A 26,850-nucleotide genomic window follows, 5' to 3' on the forward strand; every position below is an offset into this window, starting at 1 on the left:
CCCCTCAGGAAAGATCGGCGAAAAAGGAAAGCAGTTCGTCCGACAGCCGGTGGTCCGACGTGCCGAGATGCATGGCCATCGAGTAGTGGTTGTGCCCGGAGGCATAATGCGCGCGCGGCAAGTGACCGTGGCGACCGAGGCGGGCTTGCAGGAGGCTGGCCCATTCGGCCTGGAAACGCGGCGGATCGAACTCGGCGCAGGCGACCATGAGCGGCAGGCCCGTGGCCATCACCGCGCCCATCGGCATGCGCAGGTCGTAGCAGTCCTGCGGGCCGTAATAGCGCATGTCGCGCTCGTCGAGCGGGGTGAAGCCATAGAGGCCCGAGAGCAGCGCCGCGCCGCGCACAAGTGCCGCGTGGTCTTCACGCGCCTTGAGGAAGGCGGAGACATGGACCGCGCCTGCCGAAGTGCCGAGCAGGAAGATCCGCTCCGGATCGCCGCCATGCGCGGCGACGTTCGCCCGCAGCCAGTCGACCGCGAGACCCACGTCTTCCGCGCCCGAGGGCCACATGTGCGCCGGGGCAAGCCGGTAGTTCATCACTGCGCCCACCATGCCGTTCGCCGCTGCCCAGCGCCCGACATGGGCATTCGCCCAGCCGCTTTCGCCGCCCTTGTCGCCGACAAGGAACCCGCCGCCATGAACGAAAAGGACGACGGGGCGCCCCCCCCCGGCCTCCCCCTCGCGGTAGAGATCGAGCCGGTTGCGCGGGTCCGGGCCGTAGGCGCAGTCCACCGACAGCGACGCAATCCGGGCGGCCAGCGCCTGCTGCTCGGCATCGAACAGGTCGCGGCAGGCGGCCACGATATCGGGGCCGAGCTTCGTGCCCATCGCCGCGATGGCGCGCCCGGTTTCACCAGAGCTCATGCCGGTTCACTCCCTTGTGCGAACAGCCGGGTGAGCGCGAATGTCGTGCCGGCCACGCCCAGCGCGGTGCCATAGACCAGCTTCATGCCCAGTGCGACAAGCCAGCCGATCTCGCGCCACGGTCCGAACAGGCAGAGCGCGGCCAGCAGCGCGGCACTCGCAAGGCCCGCCAGCACCACGCTCAGCACGGTCCGCGCGATGAAGGCCCCTCCGCCGGTCCGCCCTCCGGACCTGCGCAGACTGCCGGAAACCACCAGCAGCGGCACCAGCGAAGACATCAACGCGATCGCGGCGGCCTGCGGCAGGAAGTCGAGCGCCAGGTTGTCAGGTGCGGCGAAACGAAGGGGGCGGTTTTCCAGCCCGAACACGCCGAGGAAGAACGCCGCGCTCAGCACGAGGTTGATGACCCCGCTGGTGCGCTGCTCCCGCCGCAGCCGGGCTGCGATATTCATGGCCGGCACCCCAGGTCGAAGCTTTGCAGATCGCGGGCGAGATCGACCGCCCCGTGATAGCGCGCGGCGATCCCCGCGCGAATGGCCGGCTCGAACTGCGGCAGCGGGCCGGGCGGGACCGCGAAGTGCGTGAGCACGACCCGGCCGACCCCGGCCTGCGCGGCGATCTCGCCCACGGCCTCGGGCCGCAGGTGATGCGTCGAAAGATGGCGCTCCATCCCGGCCAGCATCTCGGGCGAGGCGTCCTTGCGGCGCGCGCGGATTTCACCCAGCAGTGCATCGAGCGCGATGACTTCGGAAACGAACATGTCGCTGCCCCTCGCCAGCGCGGTGACCGCGGCGCTCGGGCCGGTGTCCCCGGTGTAGGTAATGCTGCGCGTGCCCAGCACGAAACGGTAGCTCAGCGAGGCGTTGTCGGGATCGGGCTTGCCGTCATGGTCGAAATGGCTGTTGGCGGCGACCTTCACGCCTGCGCCCGCGCCGAGATCGAGCGATTGCCTGTCCGCGAGTTCGATCACCCGCACCGAGTCCGCCGGACGCGGCGGCGGCGTACCGAGACCGAAGCCGATGCTCCCCGGCGTCGCCATGGAGGCGACGATGCCTTCAACGACGGCCCGCGTGCCGACCGGGCCGTAGACGGTCAGGACACCGGCAAACTGGTTCATCCAGCGCAGGCCGATCACTGCGGCGAGGCCGCCGGTGTGATCGAGATGGTTGTGGCTGATGAACACCGTGTCGACGGCGCCGAGGTCCAGCCCGATGCGGGCAAGCTGGTCCACGGTGCCGTCACCGGTATCGACGAGTATCCGCCGCTCGCCGATGGTGAGGAGATTGGCCGGCTCAGAACGCTCGGCAGTCGGGACCGGGCCGCCCGCCGTCCCCAGCGTCGTCCAGCGCAGCGCCGGGCAGCTTGTGGCCGCAAGCGCGGGAAAGGAAGAGATCGCCACTGCCGAGAGCGCCAGTGCCATCATTGCGCGTTTCACCTGCATCTTCACCCTTGTTTCGGCGGCCTCTTGCGGGCCAATCGGGAATATGGCCGGAACCTTGTTCGCAAGGTTCCGGCCGGACACGATCAGAACTTCGTTTCGACCTGGACGCCGATGGTGCGGCGGCCTTCGCGGGTCAGCCAGTTCACATAGGCGCCCGAGTCCGCGAAGGGCAGGTGGATGACCGATGCGTGGAAGCGCTGGTCGAGCAGGTTGCGCACGAAGGCGCCGATCCGCCAGTTGCCGTCCGGATGACCGATCCCGGCGGAAAGGCCGATCGTTCCGTAACCGTCCTGATAGGCATAGGCATTGGCCACCGCGTACTGCACGCGGCTGCGGTAGTAGATGTTGGCCGAAGTATCGAACTGGAGGTTGTCGTTGATCGGCAGCTTCACGTCAGCGCCAAGAGTAGCGCTGTACTTGGGCGCGCCCGAAAGCGGTTCGCCCTTGGCCTGCACCAGGCTGGTGACGCCGTCCGCCGCCAGATAGCAGGCATATCCCGCCTTCACGTCCTCGGGGCAGGCGGTCACGTAGTCGGTGAACTTGGTGTCCGAATACGTGAAACCGCCGTTGAACGAAAGCACCGGGCTCACCCGCCAGGAAGCATCGATCTCGAAGCCCTTGGCGGTGAAGCCGCCGGCATTCTCGGTCACGAATTCCACGCCGTTGAACACCGAGGTCTGGAGGTTCTTGTACTTGTCGTAGAACAGGTTGGCGTTGAAGGTCACCGCACGGTCGAAGAGCTGCGACTTGATGCCCACGGTGATGTCGCGAACGGTCTGCGGCTTCACGTTGGTGCGCGTGCCGGTGAGGCCGGTGAAGGTCACCGTCGGGCCGAGATAACCACGCGCGATGGTGCCGAACAGCATGACGTCAGGCGTGATCTTGAACTCGGCGCCGCCACGGCCCGACCACGAACCCTTCTTGGTGCTGCCGGTCTGCAGCGCGGTGGGCGTATAGGGCAGGACGAAGCCGGAACCGTCTGCCGCTGGCGTACCCGGCGTGAAGTTGGGATCGAGGATCGAGAAGTACGAGGCCTTCACCCAGTCGTACTGATAGCGCAGGCCGCCGATCAGGCTGAACTGGTCGGAGACGTGGAACTTCCCGTCGAAGAAGGCCGCCAGCGAATCCGACCGCGTCTGGGTATTGCCCTGCCCGCCCGAGATACTGACGATGAAGCTGTCGAACGGGTTGGCCGGGCGAAGCTGGGCGCGGTTGAAGTCGTTGTCGTCACCCACCTTGCGCCGCGAGGCATAGACGCCGGAGGTGAATTCGAGCTGGCTGCCGCTGGGCGAGCTGATGCGCAGTTCCTGCGAAAGAAAGCTCTGGTCGGTGCCGGTCTGCTGGGCGGTGAAGACCGGGACGCTCGAACCGTCGATCGCGAAGACCTGCGGGCCTTCGTCAAGCCGGCGGTAGGCCGTGATCGAGGTCAGGTTATACTCGCCCAGCGCGTAGTTGATCTCCATCGAGGCGCCGTAGTTCTGCTCCGACGAATAGCCGCCGTAGTCCTCGACCGACTTGTTGTTGTCGAAGCCCGCCGTCACGCCAAGCGCCGAGAGGTTGCCGAAACGCGCCGCCATGAGCGGGTTGGCGAAGCTCGGCAGGCGATTGAGCGTCCAGAGCTGGCCCGGACCCTTGCGGCTGATCTTCGAATAGTCGCCGATCAGGTAGATCGACAGGTCGTCGCTGGGCTCGAACAGGAACTTGGCGCGGCCGCCGTAGCTTTCCTCGCCGCCCCAGGTCTCGTCACGGTAGACGTTCTTGAGGAAGCCGTCGTTGCGGCGATAGAAGCCGAACACGGCCAGCGCCGAGTTCTGCGAAACCGGCACGTTGACGCTGGCATTGGCGTTCACTTCGTTCAGTTCGGCGTAGCTCAGGAAGGCCTTGCCGAAGAAGTGCGAAGGGTCCGGCTTCTTCGTGGTGATGTTGATGACGCCGGACGAGGCGTTCTTGCCGAACTGCGTGCCCTGCGGCCCCTTCAGCACTTCGACGCGCTCCAGATCGCCAAGGCTGTTGATCGGGTTGCCGAAGGGAATGACGACGTTGTCGACCACGGTGCCGACGTTCTGTTCCGACGAACTGGAGAAGCCGCCCGCCGAACCCACGCCGCGCAGACGGAAGCCGGAATCGTTGGGCGAGGAACCGAACTGCACGCCCGAGAACTGGTACTGGATGTCGGTCAGCTTCTGGAAGCCGCCTTCGGTAAGCTGCTCGCCGCTAATGGCCGAGACGGCGATCGGCACGTCCTGCAGGCGCTCGGCCCGGCGCGATGCGGTGACGATGATGTCCGTGCCCGAAATCGCCGGTGTCTCGGCGGCCTGCGGCGCGGTGTCCTGCGTCGCTTGCTGAGCCATGGCCGGCGCACTGATCGCGCCGAGCGCGATACCGGAAAGCAGAGTGAACTTGCTGATGAAGGTGTTCATGTTGGTCTCTCCCCAAACGGATTGTTTTTGCCGGTGTTTCCCGGCTGTTTTTGCGACCCGTCAGGTCTCGTCGATGACGGGGTTGGTCAGTGTGCCGATCACGCCGATGGACACTTCCACCGTGTCGCCGGCCTTCAGGTAAAGCGGAGGCTTGCGCTTGTCGCCGACGCCGCCGGGCGTGCCGCTGGCGATCACGTCGCCGGGCTTGAGGTCGGTGAAAGTCGAGCAGTAGGCGATGACCGTGGGGATATCCCAGATCATGTCCGACACCGGCTGATCCTGCACCAGCTCGCCGTTGACTCGGGTCTGCACGCGCTGCGAGGCCAGGTCTTCCACATCGGCAGCGACAACCATCGACGGACCGAAGCCGCCGGTGCCGGGCCAGGTCTTGCCGGGCGTGAACTGGATGTTGTGGCGCTGCCAGTCACGGATAGACCCGTCGTTGAAAGGCGCGAAACCGGCGATGTGCTCCCATGCATTCTCGGGCGCGATGCGGCGGCCGCCCTTGCCGATCACGACGGCCAGTTCGCCCTCGTAGTCGAAGCGCTCGCTTTCGGGCGGGCGGACCATGGCGTCACCGTCAGCGATCAGGCTGTCGGCCCAACGGGTGAAGATCGCCGGGTGCTCCTTCTGCTCGCGGCCGGTCTCGGCAACGTGAGTGGCGTAGTTGAGGCCCACGCAGAGGATCTTTTCCGGGTTCGGAACGACGGGCAGCAGCTTGACGGCATCGGCTGCGAATTCGCCGGTCACGGCCAGCGCGGCAAGATCGCCGGCCAGCACGTCCTTCAGCCAGGCGTCACCGCCGGATGCGCCGAGATCGATCACCTTTTCCCCTTCGAGGCGGCCGAAGCTCTTGGTGCCATCGGGACGTTCGAAGCTGATGTAACGGTTCATGCGTATTCTCCCCTGCCCCGCGTGTCCTGCGGCGGCGGTCAAATGGTCAGAGCGGCGCGGCTTCCCAGTCGCGGCGGAAGCGGAAGCGCTCCTCGGCGCGGCGAAGCCCATCGAAATCCTTGTCCGAGATGCCCCACTGGTCGATGCGGTTCGGTGGCCAGGTCCAGTCTTCCGGTGCGCCGGCCTTGTAGTCCTCCGGCACCTTTTCGACCGCGGTCGAGAACTCGATCACCGGGCCGAACGGGGCGATGAAATAGGCGTAGACATTGGCGCCGGGGCCGTGGCGGCCGGGGCCCCAAGCGGGAACCATGGCGTGATCGCGCAGGCGGCCGATCCCGCGCATCACCGCATCCATGTCCTCCATTTCGAAAGCGACGTGGTTGAGCGAGGCAAAACCGGCACGGGCAAAGGCGGTGGAATGGTGGCTGTCGTTGCAGCGCACGAAGACCATGCCCTTGGTACGGTCGGACACGCGGAAGCCGAGAATGTCCTCCACCGCATGGCCGCAGGCTTCGGCATCGGCGGCGTTGAAGACCACATGCGTGAGCTTCACCGGCAGGTCGCGTCCGGTGATGGGTTCGACTTCGGCAGCGTCCACCAGGAAGCGCAGGATCGTGCCTTCGGGCAGTTCGACCAGCAGGCCGTGCCCGCCGCCGAGATCCTCGCTCACGGTCGGGCTAGCCATCCAACCGGCAGCCGCAATGCGCGCCTTCAGCGCTTCCAGTTCCCCGGCCGTGCAGACGAAGGTGGTCGAGCGGACGAACTCGTCATCCGACTTCTCGAACGCGACGAGGTAGGGGAACGGGCCGGAGCCGCGCAGGTAATGCGTATCGCCTTTCGTTTCGGCGTCGGCCATGCCCCAGATTTCGGTCATGAACGTGGCGGCCGCGGCCGGATCGGGCAGCGCCAGTTCGATGCTGCGCAGTTTCATGGCTTTTGCTCCTGAAGAAGACCCGCCGCGCGGATACCGGCGCGGGCACACTGGGCATCGCACTCGCCCGTGTCACCGCTGACGCCTACGGCGCCGATCAGGGTGCCGGTGGCATCGCGGATCACTACCCCCCCGGGCGAGAACGCGATGCGGCCGCCGACGGCAGCGGTGACGCTTTGAAAGAAGATCGGGTTGCCCTTGGCCCGCTCGGCCAGCACGGCGGTATCCGCGTCCATGCCCACGGCGCCCTCGGCCTTGGCCTTGGCAATGTCGAAACGGTAGAGGCTCGCCCCGTCCTCGCGGGCGAAGGCGACCGGGTGCGCGCCCGCGTCCAGCACGATCACTGCCAGCCTCTTGGCATTGCGTGCCCGTGCTTCGGCGAGGGTGCCGGTGACGATGGTCTGGGCCTGAGCCAGCGTGAGAGTCATGCGGCAAGCTCCTGATGGCTGGAAAGCTGCGCCGCACGGGCGGCAAGAAGGTCTTCGGCGCTGTGGGTGGCACTGCCGAAAACGTAGTGATCGGGGCGGATCAGCACGGCATCGGCGCTGTGTTCGTCGAGCCAGGCGGTGACCGCGCCATTGTCCGGCAGAGTGCCGACGGAAATGCGGGTGACGCCCTCTGCGCTGCCGGGCACCGCATCGTCGCGAACGAACAAGCGCCAGTCGCCGCCGGTCAGGTCGTCGAGCTTGCGGCCATCGGTCAGCACCGGCTGCACGAAGCGCGCGCCTGCGCCGGAGGTCTGCGCGAGAACTAGGCCATCGGCGATGGCGGGGATCAGATCGTGCGCTGTCTCTCCGGCCTTCTGGCGCGCTTCCTCGCGGATGCGGGCATCGCGCGCGGCAGCCTCGACAGGATCGAGTTCGCAGATGTACCGGCCGGCAGCAACAGCCGCGCCGATCACCGCGCGGACATGCGGATCGCGCTCACGCTGATAGGTGCCCAGCACGGAAGGCGCGGCACCGTGATTGGCCACCGCATCCATCTTCCAGGCCAGATTGGCGACATCGCGCAGGCCATGGCACATGCCCTGCCCGAAGAACGGCGGCGTCTGGTGCGCGGCGTCTCCGGCGAGGAAGACGTTGCCGACCTGCCACTGATGCGCGACGAGCCCGTGGAAGCGATAAGTGGCGGCGCGCACGATCCTGTGCGGAACATCGGCCATCCATGCGCCGACCAGTTCAGCTACCTTTTCCGGCGCCATCATCGCGGTGTCGTCCTCGCCGGGGAGCAGCATGAACTCCCAGCGGCGATGGTCGCGGCGGCCGGGAACCACGGTGGCCGGGCGCGAAGGATCGCACATCATCACCGAAAGACGCTGGAGATCGGCCCCCTCGGGCACCCCGGAAAGCTGCGGGAAGGCAACCGGGCCTTCCACTTCGGCATCGACGACAAGCCAGGGCTCCTCGAAATCGAGATCGTCCAGCCCGACGCCCAGTGCCTTGCGGACAGAGCTGCGCGCGCCGTCGCAGGCGATGACCCAGCGGGCGCGGGCGCTGCCGGCCTCGCCATCCTCGCTGTAGTCGACAGTCACGCCGTCATCGTCCTGCGTAAGGCCGAGGAAGGTGGCGCCCAGCACGAGTTCAACATTGTCCCTGTCCGCAAACCCCTCGCGCAAGTGCGCTTCGAGTTCGGGCTGGTAGAAGAAGTAATCGTTGGCCCACCCGAACGGGCGCGGCTTGCCCACGGTGCCCATGTAACGGATCACGCCGTGGTCGGCGCCGACATGGAGGTGCCCGTCGGTGGCGATCATGTCGCCCTGCACGCGGTCGATCACGCCGGCGGACTGGAACAGGCGCATCATCTCGTGATCGAGATGGACCGCGCGCGGCAGCGGGTAGTGTTCCAGTTCCCGTTCGAGAACCAGTACCTTGAGCCCTTTCAGGCCGAGAAGGTTCGCGGCCAGCGCGCCCACAGGGCCGCAGCCTACGACAACCACGTCGTACGACATCATTTTAGCCCTTGGTTACTCGGTTGCTTCGATCTCGGCAGGCGCCTTGTGGAACGCCCCGCCCTTCATGATCATCTTCAGCCGGTCCTTGTCCTGCAGCACCGCGACATCCGCCGTGGGATCTCCGTCGACCAGCAGGAGGTCGGCCAGCCAACCCTCCTTCACCAGCCCGACCTCAAGTCCCATCAACTCGCCGCCGTACTGGGTGGCGGAGCGCAGGGCTTCGGCGGGTGTGAAGCCGAAATACTGGACGAAATGCTCCAGATCGCGGGCATTGCGGCCATGCGGATTGAACGGGAAACCGTAATCGCCGCCGGTCAGGATGCGCACGCCGCGCGCCTTGAGTTCAGGCACCAGCTTGCCTTCAAGGCCCATGCGCTCATGCGCGCTGGCCTTCATGTGCGTCATGTCGACATGCGGCGGCGGGTTGGCCTCGATGGCGGCCACCGAAACGCCGGGACCGGGCGCGTAGAAGAACTTGTCCTTGTCCGCCGCCATACGCTCCACGGTCGCCGCGTCCGCGAAGGAGCAGTGGTAGAGAATGCGCGCACCGGCATCGAGAGCAAGGCCGATGGCTTCCGGCGAATAGGCGTGAGTGGCGATCCACATGCCCGCCTCACGGGTCGCTTCGCCGGCGGCGAGCATTTCCTCACGGGTATAGAGTACCTGCATCGCCGAGCCGGGCTTCAGCGCATCCTCGCCGGAGACGACCAGCTTGATCGACTTTACGCCCTCGTCCTTGCAGTAGGACACGAACCGCCGCATCGCCTCGGGCCCGCGCCCGTTGAACACGTCTCCGGTCTCGACGCCTTCGTCGCCTTCCGGGCTGCGTTCGAGGGTGGAGGGCACCATGCGCGGCCCCGGCGTTTCGCCCGCGGCAATGGCCTGCGCCAGCTCCGGTTCGATCATGTCGCCCAGCGCACCGGCCGAATAGATCGAGGTGAAGCCGTGGTCCAGCAGCACCCGCGCATTGCGCCATGCCGCGACCTTCAACTCGTCAGGCGGGAGGATGAACTGGTGGTAGATCTTCTCGACCGAGGAGCCCCAGGTGAGGTGCGTATGCGCGTCGACCAGTCCGGGCATCAGGGTCATGCCGTGCCCGTCGATCACCAGATCGGCCTGCTCATCCGCCAGCGCGTCGGCGCCGTAGGCAAGACGGGCGATCCGCTCACCGTCCACCAGCACCGAGCCGGTCTGGAGAGCACTGCCGCTGCCGTCGAAAATGGAAACCTGGCGGATCAGGGTCCGCATCGCTCTCTCTCCCGGTTTTTGTCGTTCGGATTGAGAGTGGTTCTAGCGCTCTATCTGCCCTCAAGTAAAATAATGAGTTTTGGATTTGCCATAGCTAAAGACTATGGAATGGCCGGCAAGGCATGAAGCATGGCTTCGGCCAGCGGTGACAGCCTCCGCCCGGCCAGGCGCAGCACCCCGACACTGCGTTCGAAAACGGCTTCCTCGATGGCGATGGCGCGGATCGAACCGTCCGGCGCACCGTCCAGCGCGACCGCGCGCGGCAGCACCGTGACGCGGTCGGTTTCCCGCACGATGGCCCGCGTCGTCAGCAGCGAATCGCAGCGGATCGTCGTGCGCGGCACCGAAACGCCGGCGGCGATGAACAGCGCGTCGACCTGCCGCCGGAACGCGCCGCGCGCCTCGGGCAGCACCCAGGGATAGTGCTCGACATCGCGCAGCGAGACACGCTCCCCCAGGTCGGCATGGCTCGGGCCGACGATCAGCGCGAAGGGATCGCGCGCGCAGGTCACTTCCGCGACGTCCGAAGGCACGTTCTGGATGCGCGTGGTGACGAAGGCCAGTTCGATTTCCCCCTTGCGCAACATGTCGAGCAACTGCTCGTCCGGCCGTTCGACCGCGCTGAGAGCGAAATCTCCCACCGCCTGCTCCACCCGCATGATCGCGCCGGGAAGCAGGGTGAGCAAGGCGCCCGGCGTTCCCCCGATCCGCAGCGGCCCGGCAATGCGGTGACGGGCGTGCTCCACATCGCTCACCGCGTCGGAAAGCAGGCGCGCCATGGCCTCGGCCGGGCGGCGCAGCACTTCGCCTTCCCGCGTGAGGACGATGCCGCCGCGCCGGCGCTCGAACAAGGTCACGCCAAGGCGGCGCTCCAGCAGGGCGATGGTATTGGAGACGGAAGGCTGAGACAGGTTCAGCGCCCGCGCCGCCGCGCTGATCGAGCCGGTTTCGCAAACGGTGCGAAAGGTCATCAGCGCGCGGGGATCGATCGCGGGAAGACGCGCAAGCGGCTGCGACGTCGCTGTTTCATCCGCCATGCCGGTCCCGTCCCTCTCGTCGATCCATTCGCTTTCGCATCTGGAGGCAATCGGGGAACCGATCAAGCCGGACGAAGGACGCCAAAGCTAGATCTGGCGCTTTTCCAGCTTGCGGGCGAGCGTGCGGCGATGAAGGCCGAGGCGGCGCGCGGCCTCGGATATGTTGAATTCGCATTCCACCAGAGTGCGGTGAATATACTCCCATTCCAGCGTCTTGATCGAACTGCGCCGCCCGTCGACCGGGACGCTGGCGTCCCCCTCGATGCTGGTGAAGGCGGCCTCGATATCGTCGGTATTCGAGGGCTTGGCGAGATAGTGCGAGGCGCCGAGCTTGATCGCCTCCACCGCAGTGGCGATCGAGGCGTAGCCGGTCAGCACGACGATCCGCGTCTCGGGAGAACGGGCGTGAAGCGACTGCACGACCGCCAGCCCCGAGGACGCGCCCAGCTTGAGATCGACCACGGCATAGTCGAACACTTCGTCCTCGCTCAGCGTCTCGGCCTCGTCCGGGCTGCCGGCCGAGCTGACGCGATAACCGCGCCGTTCGAAGGAGCGGCGCAGGGTGCGTGCGAAAGTGGGATCATCCTCGACGATCAGCAGGCTCGCGCCGTCGGGATCGATCATTGCTGCTTCTGTCATGGCGCCCCGGCTGTGTCCTCGCCCTTCCTGGGCTCGTAGGCCAGTGTAGCAAGGGGAATGGCAAGTTGCACCCTTGCGCCGCCATCGGGCAGATTGTCGACCGCGACCTTGCCGCCCAGCTTGCGGATCACGTTGACGACAAGGAACAGCCCCAGCCCGCCGCCGTCGCGTCCCTTGGTCGAAGCATAGGGCTGGCCGACACGGGGCAGCATGTCCGCCGCGAAGCCGGGACCCCGGTCGCTCACGGTCAGCACCAGCCCGCCGTGCTCCACCCAGGCCTCGATCACCACGAGGTCGGGCGAGACTTCGACGGCATTGTCGATCACGTTGCCGATCACCTGCCTGAGGCCGGGATCGGAGACGATCGGGCGATCCTCGGCGATGCGGTCGATGAAGCGCAGCTCGCCGGGCATGCGCGCGCGCCATTCCTCGAGGATTTCGCCGATGAACCCGCGCATGGTCGTCACCGCCGGCGCCACCCCCCGGATTTCCCCGGCCGACATCAGGATGCCGCTGACGATGTTCTTACACCGCGCCAGTTCGCGGCGCACGTCGGCAAGGTCCGCCGCGAGGTCGGGATCGTCGGCGATGCCAGGCTGGTGGCTCCAGTCCCCCAGGATCACCGAGATCGAGGACAGCGGCGTGCCAAGCTCATGCGCCGCGCCGGAAGCGAGCAGGCCCATGCGGATGATGTGATCCTCCTCCACCGCCTGCTGGCGCAGTGCCGCCAGCTTGGCGTCGCTCTCGCGCCGGGTGAAGTCGAGCCGCGCCACGAAGACGATCAGCAGCACCGCTGCCAGCACGAAGCAGAACAGGCTGCCGTAGATATAGAGTTCGAAGGGATGCTCCGCATAGCGGGCGGGCAATTGCAGCGGAACGTAGAAGAACGTCAGCAGCAGCATGCAGAGGCAGGCGTTGATCGCGACCAGCGAACTCCATCCCAGGTCGAGGATCACCGCCGCGATCACGATCTGGAGCAGGAACAGGAAGGTGAAGGGATTGGTCGCGCCGCCGCTGTGGTAGAGCTGCCAGCACAGCGCGATCACGTCGACCATCAGCGCGGAGAACAACTCGCCCTGCGTGAAGTCCCGCCGGCGGGCAACCACGCTGGCCGATGCGAGATTGACGACGATCAGCAGCAGCGGCGCCAGCAGCAGCGGCGCCAGTTCCAACCTGACCCCCAGTCCCTGCGAGACGATGACGATGGTGGCGAGCTGGCCGAACACCGCCGTCCAGCGCAACTGCGTCAGCAGCACGACATTGGCCCGGCTCGCCGATCCGCCGGGCACGCCGTGCGGCGCGAACAGGGCGATCAGCCGTTCCATCGTCTCCGGCGCCAGACGAAGAGCAGCGCCATGATCGACATCGCCGCCAGCGCGAACCAGGTGAGCGCATAGGTGAGGTGATTGTCGGGGAACTGGATCTGGGTAAGGCCCGGCACCGGCGCGGCCACCCCGGGCACCGGAGCGCCCTTCTCCATTTGCGCATCGACGAAGACCGGAACGACCGCCCCCACGCCGCGCGCCTGCGCCATGGCGCGGACATCGCGCGAATACCAGCGGTCGGCGCCGGGCTGGTTGGACTGGAGCAGGCTGCCCCCCGCCTCGGTCGGGCGCAGCAGGCCGGTAACCTCGACCGGGCCTGACGGCGTGGTCGCCGCAGCTGCCTGCACCCTGGTTCCGGCGGGCAGGAAGCCCCGGTTGATCCACACCTGCCGCCCGTCGCCCAGTTGCAGCGGCGTCATCGTCCAGTAGCCGGTGCCGAGGCCGGTGGCCGCGCGGACCAGCACGGTGGCCTTGCCCTCGTAAGTGCCGGAGACGTGGACGCGCAGGTATTCGAGGTCCTTCGGCGCAATTGCCGCCAGTCTCGCCTCAGCCGGAAGCGGCACCGGCGCGGCATGGACGCGCGCGTCGACCCGGGCGATCAGCGCGTGCTTCCAATGCATCCGCTGCACCTGCCACACGCCCAGCGCCACGAAGCCGCAGAGCGCCACCAGCAGAAACGCGGCGAGCCCCCAGGGCCGCCGCGCTTCCGTTTGATCCGTTTCTGTCCGCATGTGTTCGGTCAGTTTCGTCTCGTTCATCGAACCACGATCAGGGCAGCTGGCCCGCCTCGTGGCTCGTCATCGGCATCATGTTGTGGTTGAGGTGGTACATCACCCACAGCGAACCGGAAAGCGTGATCACGAGGATGACGATCGTGAAGATCAGCGCCATCACCGTCCAGCCGTTCTCCGACTTGGTGTTCATGTGCAGGAAGTAGATCATGTGGACCACGATCTGCACCGCCGCGAAGGCCATGATGACGAGCGCCGTCGTCGACTTGTCGGTGATCGCGCCGGTCATCACCAGCCAGAACGGAATGGCGGTGAGGACGACCGAGAGGATGAAGCCGATCACATAGTCGCGCAGCGAACCGTGGCTGCCGTGATCGTCCTCGAGGTGGTGATTGGGGTGGACGTGCTCGCTCATCACAGCATTCCCATGAGATAGACAAAGGTGAAGACGCCGATCCAGATCACGTCGAGGAAGTGCCAGAACAGCGAAAGGCACATCAGGCGACGCTTGTTGGCCGGGATCAGGCCCTTCTTGCCGATCTGGACGACCAGCGTGAACAGCCAGATCAGGCCGAACGTGACGTGCAGGCCGTGCGTGCCCACCAGCGAGAAGAACGCGGTGAGGAAGCCCGAGCGCATCGGGGTCGCACCCTCATGGATGAGGTTCGCGAATTCGTAGAGCTCGATCGAGAGGAACGCGGCGCCGAACACGGCGGTCACGAGCAGCCAGAGCTGCGTCGCGCCCTTCTTGTCCTTCTCCATGGCGAGCATGGCGAAGCCGTAAGTGATCGACGAGAACAGCAGCATCGCCGTGTTCACCGCCACCAGCGGCAGCTCGAAGAGATCCTTCGGACCCGGACCCGCCGCGAAGCTGCCGCCGAGAACGCCGTAAGCGGCGAACAGCATCGCGAAGATGAGGCAGTCGCTCATCAGGTACATCCAGAAGCCCAGCATGGTGCTGCCGCCTTCGGGATGGTCGTGCTCGTCCAGGTCGTAGAACGCGGCCTGGAGCTGGGGCTGGGTCAGCGTCTTGGTCATTTCAGCAGTGGCAGTCATCGATCAGGCTCCCGCTGCTGCAAGCTGGCGCGTACGCTCGGCCTCGGTCGCTTCGACCGTCTCGACCGGGATGTGATAGTCGCGCTTGTAGTTGAAGGTATGGAAGATGGCGTAGCCGAGGATTCCCGCGAAGGAGACGGCTGCCAGCCACCAGATGTACCAGATCATCGCGAAACCGAGGACCGTCGACAGGCCGGCGAGAACCAGGCCGGTACCCGTGCCCTTGGGCATGTGGATCGGACGGAAGCCGGTGGTCGGACGTTCCACGCCGCAGCGCTTCATGTCGTCCCATGCGTCGATGTCGTGGACGATCGGCGTGAAGGCGAAGTTGTACTCCGGCGGCGGCGACGAGGTCGACCATTCCAGGGTACGGCCGTTCCACGGATCGCCGGTTTCGTCGGTCAGTTCCTCGCGCTTCCAGATCGACACCGCGAACTGGAGAAGCATGGCGCCGATGCCGCCCGCGATCATCACGGCGCCGAAGGCGGCCACGATGAAGAAGGGCTGGAGCGACGGATCGTCGAACACGCGCATGCGGCGGGTCACGCCCATCAGGCCCAGGATGTAGAGCGGCATGAAGGCGAACCAGAAGCCCGGAACCCACAGCCAGAAGCTGACCTTGCCCCAGAACTGGTTGAGCTTGAAGCCGAAGGCCTTGGGCCACCAGAAGTTGATCGCCGCGAAGATGCCGAACAGCACGCCGCCGATGATGACGTTGTGGAAGTGGGCGATCAGGAACAGCGAGTTGTGCAGGACGAAGTCGGCAGGCGGCACCGCAAGCAGCACGCCGGTCATGCCGCCGATGGTGAAGGTCAGCATGAAGGCGACCGTCCACATCATCGGCAGTTCGAACCGGATGCGGCCACGATACATCGTGAACAGCCAGTTGAAGAGCTTCGCGCCGGTCGGGATCGAGATCACCATGGTGGTGATGCCGAAGAACGAGTTGACGCTCGCGCCCGAACCCATGGTGAAGAAGTGGTGCAGCCAGACGAGGTACGAGAGGATGGTGATGACCAGCGTCGCGTAGACCATCGACGAGTAGCCGAACAGGCGCTTGCCGCAGAAGGTGGCGGTGACTTCGGAGAAGACGCCGAACAGCGGCAGGATGAGGATGTAGACCTCGGGGTGGCCCCAGATCCAGATCAGGTTCACGTACATCATCGGCGAGCCGCCGAAGTCGTTGGTGAAGAAGTTGAAGCCGAGATAGCGGTCAACCGTCAGCATCGTCATCACGGCGGTCAGCACCGGGAAGGCTGCGACGATCAGGATGTTGGTGCAGAGCGAGGTCCAGGTGAAGATCGGCATGCGCATCATGGTCATGCCCGGCGCGCGCATCTTCACAATGGTCGCGATCAGGTTGACGCCCGATAGCAATGTCCCGACACCCGCGATCTGCAAGGCCCAGATGTAATAGTCGACGCCGACCCACGGGCTGTACGCCAGGTTCGACAGCGGCGGATAGGCCAGCCAGCCGGTCTGCGCGAACTCGCCAATGAACAGCGAGGCCATGACCAGCACCGCGCCCGCGGTCGTCATCCAGAAGCTGAAGTTGTTCAGGAACGGGAAGCTGACGTCGCGTGCGCCGATCTGCAGCGGCACGATGTAGTTCATCAGGCCGGTGACGAAGGGCATCGCCACGAAGAAGATCATGATCACGCCGTGGGCGGTGAAGATCTGGTCGTAGTGGTGGGCGTTGAGGTAGCCCTCGTTGCCGTTGAAGGCGATCGACTGCTGGATGCGCATCATCACTGCGTCGGCGAAGCCGCGCAGGAACATGATGAGGCCCAGCACCATGTACATGATGCCGATCTTCTTGTGGTCAACGCTGGTGAACCACTCCTTCCAGAGATAGCCCCAGAGCTTGAAATAGGTCAGCCCCGCCACCAGCGCCGCGCCGCCGAGGGCGACGACGACGAACGTGGCGAGCACGATCGGTTCCTGTGGCATGGCGTCCCACCACAGGCGGCCCAATAGTGGGCTCCAGTGCGAATGGTCTACAGCTTCCATTGTTCTGTCAGTTCCGGGAAATCTGGGAGGAGTGCGCGTCGCCCATGGCAACGGGCTCGGTCTTCTTGGGCTCCGCGGCCTTGGGCTCGGCAAGAGCCTGCTCGCTCTTGCCGAACAGCGGCAGCGATTGCGGAGCCTTCATGCCGGCGCCGGTCAGCGAACGCAGGCTGTCGGGCGCCTTGACCGTATGGTCGGGCGCGGCACCGGGCATCTGGCGGCAAAGCGCGCGGACCCAGGCCAGCTCGCGCTGGATGGCGGCCGAAGGATTGGCGTTGGCGGAAGCAGCGGCTTCGCGGCCGCGCTTGTCGTAAGTCAGCATCTCGACGTTGCGGATGCCGGCCTTGCCGAGACCGCCGCGCGCATCGAGCGCCATCATTTCGCTCATGCACATCTTGCCCGGCTCGACGCACATGTCGACGATGGCGTCATAGAGGTCGGGCGAGACCGAGGCGTAGCGGATGACCGGGACCTTCTCGCTCGGCTTTTCGAGCTGGAGGTAGGCAGTGCGGTCAAGCGTGCCGCCGGCAGTGCCGCCGTTGGCCGATTCGCCGCCGGCCTTCACGCCCTGCGCCCACTTCGCGAAGTCCGCTTCGGAAACCGCGTGCGTGGCGAAGCGCATGTTGGAGAAGCCCGCGCCCGAATAGTTGGCGGAGAAGCCGACCGTCTCGATCGGCTTGTTGATCACGGCGTGCAGGCGCGTTTCCATGCCCGGCATCGCGTAGATCTGGCCGGCCATGGCGGGCACGTAGAAGGAGTTCATCACGCTCGACGAGGTGATCTTGAACTGCAGCGGACGGCCGGTCGGGACGACCAGCTCGTTGACCGTGGCCACGCCCTGCTCGGGGTAGATGAACAGCCACTTCCAGTCGAGCGCGACGACTTCGACTTCCAGCGGCTTGGCATTGGCGGCGACCGGGGTGGTGGCGTCAATGCGGCCGATGGTGCGGTAGGGATCGAGAAGGTGCGTGGTGACCCAGGTCAGGGCGCCCAGGCAGATGATGATAAGGAGCGGCGCGGTCCAGATCAGCAGTTCGAGCTGGGTCGAGTGATCCCAGTCCGGTTGATAGTCGGCCTCCTTGTTCGACGCGCGATAACGCCACGCGAACAGGACCGTCGCGATCATGACGGGGACGATGATCAGCAGCATCAGCAGCGTGGAGATGACCACAAGGTCCCCCTGCTGACGTGCGACATCGCCGGCCGGATCGAGCACGACGGTGTTACAAGCGGAAAGCGCGCCAGTCAGGGACAAGGCGGCAAGGACTTTGGCGAGCGCGGTCAGCTGCCGCGGCTTCGGTCTGGACTCGGGTGGGCGCATGGGTGGAGCGCCTAGGCCGATGCCGCGAGTGCGAACATAGGACATTTTGTCCAATCCCCTTGAAGCCGGACAATGACGATACGCCCCCCATTATGTAGCCGGGCGTTTCGCGCGCCCGCCTTGATTCGTCCACGCGCGGAAGGCTGTATCAGGACCGGCCGCTCGCGGACCCGAAACGAAGGCCGCAGAATCGAAATGACCAGCACTCCCCAATCCGGCGAAGCCTTGGGCCAGTCCCGCGAAGCCTTGGGCCTGCCGACTTTCAAGGAGCACCATCAGCCCTCGCCCGGCGAGATCGCGATCGGTGTCATCATCGGGCGAACCTCGGAGTTCTTCGACTTCTTCGTCTATGCCATCGCCTCGGTGCTGGTCTTCCCGAAGCTGTTCTTCCCCTTCGTCGATGCGCTGACCGGCACGATCTACTCCTTCGCGATCTTCGCGCTGGCGTTCGTCGCCCGCCCCTTCGGCAGCCTCGTGTTCATGGCGATCGACCGCGCCTACGGCCGCGGCACCAAGCTGACGATCGCGTTGTTCATGCTCGGCGGGTCGACCGCGGCGATCGCGTTCCTGCCTTCCTACCAGACGGCAGGCAGCACCGCGATCACCCTGCTCTGCCTGTTCCGGCTCGGCCAGGGCTTCGCCCTCGGCGGCACCTGGGACGGCCTTGCCTCGCTGCTCGCGCTCAACGCGCCTGAAGGCAAGCGCGGCTGGTATGCGATGATCCCGCAGCTCGGCGCGCCGTTCGGCCTGATCGTGGCCAGCGCCCTGTTCGCCTTCATGATCGCCACCCTCCCCGCCGAGGACTTCCTCGACTGGGGCTGGCGCTATCCCTTCTTCGTGGCCTTCGCGATCAACGTCGTGGCGCTCTTCGCGCGCCTTCGCATCGTCGTCACGGACGAGTTCGAAAACCTCTTCGTCAGCCGCGACCTGCAGCCGGCTGCCGTGTCCAGCACGATCAGCCGCGAATGGCGCACGATCGTGATCGGTGCCTTCGCACCGCTCGCCAGCTTCGCGATGTTCCACATGGTGACCGTGTTCCCGCTCTCGTGGGTTTTCCTGTTCACCGCCGATTCGCCGATCGGCTTCCTGCTGATCGAGGCGCTGGCCGCTGCCTTCGGCGTCGTCGCCGTGATCGCCTCGGGCCGCATCGCCGACCGCTTCGGCCGTCGTAACCTGCTCGGCACCTGCGCCGTGGGCATCGCGATCTTCTCGGGCTTCGCGCCGCAGCTGCTCGATGCCGGCCCGGCCGGCGAGATCGCCTTCATGATCATCGGCTTCGTGCTGCTCGGCCTCGCGTTCGGCCAGTCCTCGGGCGTCGTCGCCTCGGGCTTCTCGAGCGAACACCGCTATACCGGCTCGGCGCTCACGAGCGATCTTGCCTGGCTGTTCGGTGCCGGCTTCGCCCCGCTGGCGGCGCTGCTGCTGTCCAGCAACTGGGGCCTTATCGCTTCGGGCGGCTACCTGCTCTCGGGCGCGATCGCCACGCTGGCGGCGCTCTGGCTCAACAAGGAGCTGGCCAGCCGCAACTAACGGCAAGCCGTCGCTTCGGAATTCGGGAAAGGGGGTGCTTCGGCGCCCCTTTTTCTTTGCGCCACGGATCAATCGTCCGTGCGATCCATTTTCGCAAAACTCGAAATAGCAATCGTATTTCAACAACTTACCCGATGTTTGAGCGAGTGTTCAAATAACGCCATGCCGTAGTTTGGCAGAAATGAAGCCATTTCATTTGACAGAATCGGGGGTCAGAACGCACCCAAACTCCCAATCGAAAAGCAAAATATCCGGAGGGAGAGTAAATGCGTTCTTTCAAGCAGCTTCTGCTGTGCTCGGCAGGCTTGGCCAGTCTTGGCAGTCCCGCGTTCGCGCAGGAGCAGCCGGATGATTCCACGCACGTCAACGAAGCGAACGTCATCATCGTCCAGGCCCGCCGCCGCGACGAAGACGTGCAGGACGTTCCCGCCGTCATCGACACCGTCACCGCGGACGACATCTCCAAGCTGAACCTGCGCGACTTCCGCGAGGTTTCCACGCTCACCCCCGGTCTCCAGCTCGATACCAACGCCAACGGCATCGGCGGCAACGCCAAGATGCGCGGCGTCAACTTCGACGTGAACGCCAGCGGCAACAACCCGACCGTCGAATTCTACATGAACGACGCGCCGATCACCGCCGGCGTCGTGCTCCAGCAGATGTACGACATCGGCCAGATCGAAGTGCAGCGCGGGCCCCAGGGCACCCTGCGCGGCCGTGCATCGCCGTCCGGGTCGATCACCGTCACCACCAAGAAGCCGGACCTCTATTCGTGGGGCGGCGTGGTGGACATGACCGCCAACGACATCGGCACCATGAACTTCAAGGGCGCGCTCAACATCCCGGTGATCGAAGGCATAGCCGCGATCCGCGCCGCCGGCGTCTGGGACGAGAACGAGGTGGACCGCGTCCACTCGATCTACAGCAACCGCGATCCCTTCGCCCGCACCAAGAGCGGCCGTATCTCCGCCCTCGTTACGCCGACCGACTGGCTGCGCTTCGAAGGCATGTACCAGCGCCTTGATCGCAACCAGCGCAGCTACGACCAGATCGCCTCGTTCTCCGAGGTCAATCCCGATGCGATCGAGAGCCCGGTCTACATCTCCTCGAAGGACCGCCTCTCCAACTACGAGAGCCCGCGCCTCGTCAGCCAGGTGTTCGACGTCTACAACTGGCGCGCGGAAGCCAGCGGCTTCGGCCAGCGCCTGATCTACCAGGGCCAGTACTACACCCAGAAGATCCACTCGACCGAGAACTTCGACCGCGGCAACCTCTTCGAAGGTGACGTGAACCAGTTCACCGACACCCGCTCCACCTCGAAGTCGCACGAAATCCGCCTGCAGAACGAAGAACGCCTGTTCGACATGGTCGATTACGTGGTGGGCTTCTTCGACAGCCGCAACAAGCCGCACACCGATCTCACCAACCCGACCATCGTGGCCCTGCCGGAAGTGTTCGGCGGCGGTATCGCACAGCTGGTCCAGACCCCGATCACCAGCCAGGGCAAGACGCACGAACAGTCGTTCTTCGGCAACCTGACCGTGCACATCGGCGATGCCACCGAAGTCTCGGGCGGCCTGCGCCGGATCGACTACAAGGACGAAAGCCAGCTCATCGTCAACGGCATGACGATCTCGAACAACGTGCAGTCGGCCAAGAAGTGGATCTACAACGGCTCGCTCAAGCACAACTTCACGCCGGACCTGATGGTCTACGTGGGGACCGGCAGTTCGTGGCGCCCCGGCATCAATGTCGTCGGCGACTTCAACATCGCGCAGTCCGATCTCGAAAAGTCGTTCCTCCACCTGCCGGCGGAAACCTCGAAGTCGTATGAAATCGGCATGAAGTCCACGCTGCTCGACGGCCGCATGCGCTTCAACCTCACGGCCTATCACCAGAAGTTCAAGAACTACCCCTACCGCGTGCCGGGATCGGGCGTGTTCTTCATCAATACCGTTGCCCTGCGCGATTCGGCCGGCAATGTCACCGGCACCGCCCAGCAGGTCAGCAACTTCAACTTCGCCGGCGCGGTGCCGGTGGAAGTCAACGGCATCGAAGGCGATGTCTCGTTCGACGTCATGCAGGGCTGGACCCTCGGCGCGTCGGCCAGCTATTCGATGGGCAAGATCAAGGGCGGCACCGTCCCCTGCAACGATCTGAACGGCGACGGCGTGCCGGACGCAACGACCAGCGCGCCCTCGCTCGACGACCTGATCGGCGCCGTCGGTTCGAACAACATCGCCGCATGCCAGGTCTCGCAGCGTTCCTCGTTCATGGCGCCCTTCTCGGCCACCGCGCAGAGCGAATACGCGTTCCCCGCCTTCAGCGGGACCGACGCCTACCTGCGCGGCATCGCGACCTATACCGGCAAGTCGAAGGGCGATCCTGGCAATGCCTGGGACAACGTCGGGGCCTATGCCCTGGTCAACCTCTTCGCTGGCCTGCGCGCGGATGACGGCGCCTGGGAAGTGGGCCTCTATGCCAAGAACGTCTTCGACACGACGAAGACCCTGACCCGTACCAACCCGCTGTTCACCTCGTACCAGCAGCTTGGCTTCGCGGGACAGTTCGATCCCACCACCGGCCGCCCGATCTTCACCGGACCGACCGCCGCCACGGGCACGAGCACGTACACCGGCGTGACCACCACCGCCCCGCGCGAGTTCGGCATCAACGTGCGCTACGCTTTCGGCTCGCGCTGATCGCACAGGCCGGATGAAAAAAGGGGGCGGCAAGGTCACACCTTGCCGCCCCCTTTTCCGTTTGCCTTGCCGGCGCGTCAGGTCTGCTGCCAGCTACCGCCAAGCGCCCGGAACAGATCGACCTGCGCGAAAGCCACCGCACGGGTCGCCGCTGCATAGTCCGCTTCGGACTGTGCAAGGGTACGCTGGGCATCGAGCACGTCGAGCGAATCGATCTGCCCCCTGCTCTCGCGCGCCAGGCTGACGTTGGCCGCGCGCTCCGCCGCATCGCGGGCGGAAGCGAGGCGCTCCTTGCGCAACAAGGCATTGCGATAGGCCGAAAGCGCGGTCTCGGTTTCTTCCAGCGCCCGCAGCACGGTGCCGTCGAACGTGGCGAGATCGGCCTTGGCATCGGCCTTCGCCCCGCCGATCCGTGCCCGGATCGCTTCCTGGTTGGGGAACGCCCAGGAGATCATCGGCCCGAGCAGCCAGCGCAGCGGGCCGCCGCCGAACACGTCGGTCGCGCCGACCGCAGTGGTGCCGATCGAACCGCCCAGCGTGATCTTCGGATAGAGATCCGCCGTCGCCACGCCAACGCGCGCGGTATCGGCGGCAAGACGGCGTTCGGCGGCCTTCACGTCGGGACGGCGCGCCAGCAGGGTCGCCCCGTCGCCAACCGGAATCGCACGGCTGACGTCAGGAGTCGTCGTGCGGGTCCGCGCCGCTTCCGGCAGGTCCTGCGGTGTCCGCCCGGTCAGCGTCGCGAGACGGAACAGCGCCGCGTCGCGGGCTGCCTGAAGGCTCGGGATCATGGCCGCCTGCTGCTCGCGCAGCTGGGTAACGCGGATCACGTCGAGCTTCTGGTTGAGCCCCCGCTCGAAACGGGCATTGGTGATCCGCGCCGAACGGTCGAGCAGGTCGACCGTTCGCTGGGCGACGCCGAGCTGGTCGGCGGCGCTGGTGGCATCGACATAGGCCCGCACGGTGTCGGCCACGACCGTCACCCGCACCGCGTCGGCATCCTCCTGCGCGGCGGCGAGATCGGCGCGAGAAGCCTCGATCCCGCGTGAAACGCGGCCGAACAGGTCCAGTTCGTAGCCCACCGAGAACTCGCCATCGACGCGGCGGCCTTCACGGTCGTAGCCCGGCAGGACCTGGCTTTCCGAAACCCGGCCATAAGTGCCGCTGGCATCGATGTTCGTCTGCGGCAGGCGGTCGGAACGCGATCCGCGCAGGCTGGCCCGCGCCTTCTCGATCCGGGCCACGGCCACGCGCACGTCGGTGTTGGCAGCGAGCGCGTCGGCAACCAGACCGTCAAGCACCGGGTCGTTGTAGAGTCGCCACCAATTGTCATCGGGCGCGGCGGTAGTGACTTCGGCAGTCTGGACGCCCACGAAGGGCGCCGCTGCCGCGACCGGCGGCGTCGGCGCGACATAGTCGGGTCCGACGGCGCAGGCCGAGAGGGCGGTCGCGGTGAGAAGTCCCGCAACCAGGTTATTGATATTCATGGACATCATCCGTCCTTTCATTCCGCCGGAACCACCGCGTGGCTCTGGTGATGCGGCGCTGCCGGGTTCCGGCGAAGCGCCGCTGCGAGCTTGCGGCAGACGACGTAGAAGGTGGGCGTGAACAGCAGGCCGAAGCCGGTTACGCCGGTCATCCCGAAGAACACCGCCGTGCCCAGCGCCTGCCGAAGCTCGGCGCCTGCCCCATCGGCGATCACCAGCGGCACCGTGCCGAGGATGAAGGCCAGCGAGGTCATCAGGATCGGGCGCAGGCGGGTGCGGGCCGCATAGACGGCTGCCTCCACCGGCGAATAGCCCCGCTCCTCTTCCGCCTGCTTGGCGAATTCGACCACGAGGATCGCGTTCTTGGCGGCAAGGGCAATCAACACGACCAGACCGATCTGGGTGAGGATATTGTTGTCCATCCCCCTGAGGTTCACGCCGGTCATCGCGGCGAAGAGGCACATCGGCACGATCAGGATGATCGCCAGCGGCAGGGTCAGGCTTTCGTATTGGGCGGCGAGCACCAGGAAGACGAACAGCACCGCCATGCCGAAGACGATTCCGGCGGTATTGCCCGCAGTGGCCTGCTGATAGGCGATGCCGGTCCACTCGGTGTCATAGCCGGTGGGCAGGGTTTCGCCCGCGATCTGCTCCATCGTCGCCAGCGACTGGCCCGAGGAATAGCCCTTGCCGTAGCTGCCGTCGATTTCCACCGCCGGGTGCAGGTTGTAGCGCACCACGCGGTAGGGGCCGGTCTGGTCCTTGAACGTCGCGACCGAGCCGACCGGAACCATCGCGCCCGATTCCGAGCGGGTCTGGAGGTTGGCGATATCCGCGGTGGAACCGCGATAGGCCGCGTCAGCCTGCGCGGTGACGCGATAGGTGCGTCCCAGCAGGTTGAAGTCGTTGATATAGGCCGAACCGAGGTAGACCTGCATGGCCTCGAAGATCTTGGCCGGAGAAACGCCCAGCATGTCCGCCTTGCGGCGGTCGACGTCGGCATAGACGCGGGGGGTGTTCATGGTGAACAGGGTATAGACCTGGCTCAGTTCGGGGGCCTGGTTGGCCTTGGCGATCAGCGCGCCGGCAGCCTTCTGAAGCTCGGCCAGACCGCGCCCTTCCTTGTCCTCCACGACCATGCGGTAGCCGCCCGGGGGGACGATGCCGTTGATGGTCGGCGGCGGGATCAGCAGGACCTGCGCCTTGTCGTAACCCTGCATCGCGGCCTGGGCCTGGGCCATGATCCCTTCATAGGTCACGCCCAGCTGTTTGCGCTCCGCGAAGCTCTTGAACGGGAAGTAGATGGCGGCGGCGTCAGGCGCGGCCGTCTGCGAGGGACCGTGGAAGCCGGCGAACATCACCGCGCCGCGCAGGCCCTTGATCGGCAGGATGCGCTTGGCGACTTCCTGCGTCACTTCGTCCGTACGCGTGAGCGAGGAGCCCGGCGGCAGGAAGATCGCGGCAAGGAAATAGCCCTGGTCCTGGTTCGGGATGAAGCCCGCAGGAGTCGCCCAGAACATGCCAACGGTGGCGGCGATGAGCGCGGCATAACCGGCCATCATCTTCACCGGGCGCTTGACCAGCGTGAGAGTGAGGCGGGCATAGCCGTCGCTCATCCGGTCGAAGCCGCGGTTGAACCTGTCGGCGGCGCCTTGCAGCGTCCGCTTCCAGCGCGGGGCGCCCTCGGGCAGGGCATGGCGTTCCCGCAGCAGGATCGCGGCGAGCGCCGGAGACAGCGTGAGCGAGAGCACCAGCGAGATCACCGTGGCGGTGGTGATGGTGACGGCGAACTGCTTGTAGAACTGGCCCGACATGCCGGTGATGAACAGCGTCGGCACGAAGACCGCGCAGAGCACCAGGACGATGGCGATCAGCGCGCCGGTCACTTCGTCCATCGAGCGGCGGGCGGCCTCCAGCGGAGACATGCCCTCCTCGATGTAGCGTTCCACGTTCTCGACCACGACGATCGCGTCGTCGACGACGATGCCGATGGCGAGCACCAGCCCGAACAGCGAGAGGTTGTTGAGGGAATAGCCGACGGCAGCCAGCATGATCGCGGTGCCGACCAGCGAGACCGGGATCGCGATGATCGGAATCACCGCCGCACGCCAGTTCTGGAGGAACACCAGGATGACGAGGACGACGAGGATCACCGCCTCGAACAGGGTGTGGTACACCGCGTCGATCGACTGGCCGATGAACTCGGTGGGGTTGTAGATGACGGAATATTCGAGGCCCTTGGGGAAGGCCTTGGCAACGTCGTCCATCTCGGCACGCACGGCCTTGGCGGCATCGAGCGCGTTCGAGCCCGGGCGCTGGAGCACGGCGATCACGACCGTGGGCTTGCCCGACAGATAAGTGTTGGTGGTGTAGTCCTGCGCGCCCAGTTCGACACGCGCCACGTCGCGCACGCGGACCTGGCGGCCTTCGGCATCGGTGCGCACGACGATGTCGCCGAACTGCTCGGGCGTGGTCAGGCGGCCCTGCATCTCGACGCCGACCTGATAGGCATTGCCCCGGTCATAAGGCGGCGCGCCGATCGCGCCCGAGGAGACCTGCACGTTCTGGGCCTTGAGCGCATCGACGATCTCGCCCGCGGTCAGGTTCATGGCGGCGGCCTTGGTGGGGTCGATCCAGATGCGCATGCCGTAGTCGCGCGAGCCGAACAGCTGCACGTCGCCCACGCCGTCAAGACGCGAGAGCCGGTCCTTGACCTGCGTGAGGGCATAGTTCGACAGGTAGTCGCGGTTGAACGTGCCGTCGGGAGACTGCAGGTTCACCACCATCAGGAATTCCGGCGAGGTCTTGCGCGTCACCACGCCCATTGCGCGCACGGCGTCGGGAAGACGCGGTTCGGCAATGGCGACGCGGTTCTGCACCAGAACCTGCGCGGCATCGAGGTCGGTGCCGATCTTGAAGGTGACGGTGATCGTCACCTTGCCGTCGCCGGTGGACTGCGATGACATGTAGAGCATGTCGTCGACGCCGTTGATTTCCTGCTCGATCGGAGCGGCCACGGTGTCGGCGACGGTTTCGGCGGAAGCGCCGGGATATTGGGCGGTCACCGTCACCGTCGGCGGGACGATGTCGGGATACTGGCTGACCGGCAGGCCGAAGAACGCAAGCGCACCCACCACGGTGAGGATCACCGCGATGACGCCTGCGAAGATCGGCCGGTCGATGAAGAACCGGGAAAATCGCATGGGAATATGCCCCTGTCACGGGGAGCGGTCACTCAGGTCGAGGACCGCTCCCCCGATGGGTG

21 protein-coding genes are annotated in these 26,850 nt (G+C 65.8%); 2 read left to right on the top strand and 19 right to left on the bottom strand.

What is annotated here, in order from left to right; all coding sequences use genetic code 11:
- Positions 1-4: 4 nt before the first annotated feature.
- The 17 genes from ACXJ16_RS09040 to cyoA all read right to left on the bottom strand — a co-directional run bounded on the left by ACXJ16_RS09040 (position 5) and on the right by cyoA (position 17,866).
- Positions 5-865, bottom strand: coding sequence for an alpha/beta hydrolase (locus ACXJ16_RS09040; RefSeq protein ID WP_463920470.1), 861 nt, complete (start codon positions 863-865; stop codon positions 5-7).
- Positions 862-1,317: a hypothetical protein gene (locus ACXJ16_RS09045; protein ID WP_324698478.1), complete on the bottom strand. Its 456-nt coding sequence runs from the start codon at positions 1,315-1,317 to the stop codon at positions 862-864. The genes ACXJ16_RS09040 and ACXJ16_RS09045 overlap by 4 nt, the downstream gene beginning before the upstream one ends.
- Positions 1,314-2,306: an MBL fold metallo-hydrolase gene (locus ACXJ16_RS09050; RefSeq protein ID WP_463921779.1), complete on the bottom strand. Its 993-nt coding sequence runs from the start codon at positions 2,304-2,306 to the stop codon at positions 1,314-1,316. Before ACXJ16_RS09050 ends, ACXJ16_RS09045 begins: the two co-directional genes overlap by 4 nt.
- A gap of 83 nt (positions 2,307-2,389) precedes the next feature.
- Entirely contained in the window at positions 2,390-4,726 is a 2,337-nt protein-coding gene (locus tag ACXJ16_RS09055; protein WP_324698476.1) for a TonB-dependent receptor, read from the bottom strand.
- Positions 4,727-4,786: 60 nt separating this feature from the next.
- Positions 4,787-5,620 (bottom strand): fumarylacetoacetate hydrolase family protein, encoded by an 834-nt coding sequence (locus tag ACXJ16_RS09060; protein WP_463920472.1) that lies wholly within the window; start codon positions 5,618-5,620, stop codon positions 4,787-4,789.
- A 46-nt stretch (positions 5,621-5,666) separates the two neighbouring features.
- A complete protein-coding gene (locus tag ACXJ16_RS09065; protein WP_463920474.1) occupies positions 5,667-6,551 on the bottom strand; it encodes a VOC family protein in 885 nt (294 codons plus the stop codon).
- Entirely contained in the window at positions 6,548-6,979 is a 432-nt protein-coding gene (locus ACXJ16_RS09070; RefSeq protein WP_185997873.1) for a GlcG/HbpS family heme-binding protein, read from the bottom strand. Before ACXJ16_RS09070 ends, ACXJ16_RS09065 begins: the two co-directional genes overlap by 4 nt.
- On the bottom strand, positions 6,976-8,499 hold the full coding sequence (locus ACXJ16_RS09075; protein WP_463921780.1) for a bifunctional 3-(3-hydroxy-phenyl)propionate/3-hydroxycinnamic acid hydroxylase: 1,524 nt from the start codon (positions 8,497-8,499) through the stop codon (positions 6,976-6,978). The genes ACXJ16_RS09070 and ACXJ16_RS09075 overlap by 4 nt, the downstream gene beginning before the upstream one ends.
- A 15-nt stretch (positions 8,500-8,514) precedes the next feature.
- Positions 8,515-9,750, bottom strand: coding sequence for an amidohydrolase family protein (locus tag ACXJ16_RS09080; RefSeq protein WP_054440182.1), 1,236 nt, complete (start codon positions 9,748-9,750; stop codon positions 8,515-8,517).
- A gap of 101 nt (positions 9,751-9,851) precedes the next feature.
- Positions 9,852-10,721, bottom strand: a complete 870-nt coding sequence (locus tag ACXJ16_RS09085) for a LysR family transcriptional regulator (RefSeq protein WP_243692626.1) — start codon at positions 10,719-10,721, stop codon at positions 9,852-9,854.
- A gap of 153 nt (positions 10,722-10,874) precedes the next feature.
- A complete protein-coding gene (locus ACXJ16_RS09090; RefSeq protein ID WP_054440180.1) occupies positions 10,875-11,426 on the bottom strand; it encodes a response regulator transcription factor in 552 nt (183 codons plus the stop codon).
- Positions 11,423-12,751, bottom strand: coding sequence for an ATP-binding protein (locus tag ACXJ16_RS09095; RefSeq protein WP_132469036.1), 1,329 nt, complete (start codon positions 12,749-12,751; stop codon positions 11,423-11,425). The genes ACXJ16_RS09090 and ACXJ16_RS09095 overlap by 4 nt, the downstream gene beginning before the upstream one ends.
- Positions 12,739-13,509 carry an SURF1 family protein gene (locus ACXJ16_RS09100; RefSeq protein ID WP_463920477.1) on the bottom strand — a complete coding sequence of 257 codons (771 nt, stop codon included), beginning with the start codon at positions 13,507-13,509 and terminating at the stop codon, positions 12,739-12,741. The genes ACXJ16_RS09095 and ACXJ16_RS09100 overlap by 13 nt, the downstream gene beginning before the upstream one ends.
- A 10-nt stretch (positions 13,510-13,519) precedes the next feature.
- The gene (gene cyoD / locus ACXJ16_RS09105; RefSeq protein ID WP_054440178.1) at positions 13,520-13,897 is read right to left on the bottom strand and encodes a cytochrome o ubiquinol oxidase subunit IV; all 378 of its coding nucleotides are present in this window, start codon (positions 13,895-13,897) and stop codon (positions 13,520-13,522) included.
- A complete protein-coding gene (cyoC, locus tag ACXJ16_RS09110; protein ID WP_132469107.1) occupies positions 13,897-14,520 on the bottom strand; it encodes a cytochrome o ubiquinol oxidase subunit III in 624 nt (207 codons plus the stop codon). Before cyoC ends, cyoD begins: the two co-directional genes overlap by 1 nt.
- Positions 14,521-14,541: 21 nt before the next feature.
- On the bottom strand, positions 14,542-16,548 hold the full coding sequence (gene cyoB, locus ACXJ16_RS09115; RefSeq protein ID WP_054440174.1) for a cytochrome o ubiquinol oxidase subunit I: 2,007 nt from the start codon (positions 16,546-16,548) through the stop codon (positions 14,542-14,544).
- A 7-nt stretch (positions 16,549-16,555) separates the two neighbouring features.
- Positions 16,556-17,866: a ubiquinol oxidase subunit II gene (cyoA, locus tag ACXJ16_RS09120; protein ID WP_185997876.1), complete on the bottom strand. Its 1,311-nt coding sequence runs from the start codon at positions 17,864-17,866 to the stop codon at positions 16,556-16,558.
- A 195-nt stretch (positions 17,867-18,061) separates the two neighbouring features.
- Between cyoA and ACXJ16_RS09125 the strand changes: the two genes are divergently transcribed.
- Positions 18,062-19,396, top strand: a complete 1,335-nt coding sequence (locus ACXJ16_RS09125; protein WP_054440171.1) for an MFS transporter — start codon at positions 18,062-18,064, stop codon at positions 19,394-19,396.
- 266 nt (positions 19,397-19,662) lie between these two features.
- Positions 19,663-22,098, top strand: coding sequence for a TonB-dependent receptor (locus ACXJ16_RS09130; RefSeq protein ID WP_185997877.1), 2,436 nt, complete (start codon positions 19,663-19,665; stop codon positions 22,096-22,098).
- 77 nt (positions 22,099-22,175) lie between these two features.
- Here ACXJ16_RS09130 and ACXJ16_RS09135 read toward each other — a convergent pair whose 3' ends face one another.
- The gene (locus ACXJ16_RS09135; protein ID WP_463920480.1) at positions 22,176-23,585 is read right to left on the bottom strand and encodes an efflux transporter outer membrane subunit; all 1,410 of its coding nucleotides are present in this window, start codon (positions 23,583-23,585) and stop codon (positions 22,176-22,178) included.
- A gap of 17 nt (positions 23,586-23,602) precedes the next feature.
- On the bottom strand, positions 23,603-26,788 hold the full coding sequence (locus ACXJ16_RS09140; RefSeq protein ID WP_324698454.1) for an efflux RND transporter permease subunit: 3,186 nt from the start codon (positions 26,786-26,788) through the stop codon (positions 23,603-23,605).
- Positions 26,789-26,850: the final 62 nt, after the last annotated feature.

It is taken from the genome of Novosphingobium sp. TK71 (assembly GCF_055361505.1).

Coding starts and splice junctions, on each gene's coding strand:
- ACXJ16_RS09040 (WP_463920470.1), bottom strand. CDS start 865: ATGAGCTCTGGTGAAACCGGGCGCGCCATCGCGGCGATGGGCACGAAG.
- ACXJ16_RS09045 (WP_324698478.1), bottom strand. CDS start 1,317: ATGAATATCGCAGCCCGGCTGCGGCGGGAGCAGCGCACCAGCGGGGTC.
- ACXJ16_RS09050 (WP_463921779.1), bottom strand. CDS start 2,306: ATGCAGGTGAAACGCGCAATGATGGCACTGGCGCTCTCGGCAGTGGCG.
- ACXJ16_RS09055 (WP_324698476.1), bottom strand. CDS start 4,726: ATGAACACCTTCATCAGCAAGTTCACTCTGCTTTCCGGTATCGCGCTC.
- ACXJ16_RS09060 (WP_463920472.1), bottom strand. CDS start 5,620: ATGAACCGTTACATCAGCTTCGAACGTCCCGATGGCACCAAGAGCTTC.
- ACXJ16_RS09065 (WP_463920474.1), bottom strand. CDS start 6,551: ATGAAACTGCGCAGCATCGAACTGGCGCTGCCCGATCCGGCCGCGGCC.
- ACXJ16_RS09070 (WP_185997873.1), bottom strand. CDS start 6,979: ATGACTCTCACGCTGGCTCAGGCCCAGACCATCGTCACCGGCACCCTC.
- ACXJ16_RS09075 (WP_463921780.1), bottom strand. CDS start 8,499: ATGTCGTACGACGTGGTTGTCGTAGGCTGCGGCCCTGTGGGCGCGCTG.
- ACXJ16_RS09080 (WP_054440182.1), bottom strand. CDS start 9,750: ATGCGGACCCTGATCCGCCAGGTTTCCATTTTCGACGGCAGCGGCAGT.
- ACXJ16_RS09085 (WP_243692626.1), bottom strand. CDS start 10,721: ATGACCTTTCGCACCGTTTGCGAAACCGGCTCGATCAGCGCGGCGGCG.
- ACXJ16_RS09090 (WP_054440180.1), bottom strand. CDS start 11,426: ATGACAGAAGCAGCAATGATCGATCCCGACGGCGCGAGCCTGCTGATC.
- ACXJ16_RS09095 (WP_132469036.1), bottom strand. CDS start 12,751: ATGGAACGGCTGATCGCCCTGTTCGCGCCGCACGGCGTGCCCGGCGGA.
- ACXJ16_RS09100 (WP_463920477.1), bottom strand. CDS start 13,509: ATGAACGAGACGAAACTGACCGAACACATGCGGACAGAAACGGATCAA.
- cyoD (WP_054440178.1), bottom strand. CDS start 13,897: ATGAGCGAGCACGTCCACCCCAATCACCACCTCGAGGACGATCACGGC.
- cyoC (WP_132469107.1), bottom strand. CDS start 14,520: ATGACCAAGACGCTGACCCAGCCCCAGCTCCAGGCCGCGTTCTACGAC.
- cyoB (WP_054440174.1), bottom strand. CDS start 16,548: ATGGAAGCTGTAGACCATTCGCACTGGAGCCCACTATTGGGCCGCCTG.
- cyoA (WP_185997876.1), bottom strand. CDS start 17,866: ATGCGCCCACCCGAGTCCAGACCGAAGCCGCGGCAGCTGACCGCGCTC.
- ACXJ16_RS09125 (WP_054440171.1), top strand. CDS start 18,062: ATGACCAGCACTCCCCAATCCGGCGAAGCCTTGGGCCAGTCCCGCGAA.
- ACXJ16_RS09130 (WP_185997877.1), top strand. CDS start 19,663: ATGCGTTCTTTCAAGCAGCTTCTGCTGTGCTCGGCAGGCTTGGCCAGT.
- ACXJ16_RS09135 (WP_463920480.1), bottom strand. CDS start 23,585: ATGAATATCAATAACCTGGTTGCGGGACTTCTCACCGCGACCGCCCTC.
- ACXJ16_RS09140 (WP_324698454.1), bottom strand. CDS start 26,788: ATGCGATTTTCCCGGTTCTTCATCGACCGGCCGATCTTCGCAGGCGTC.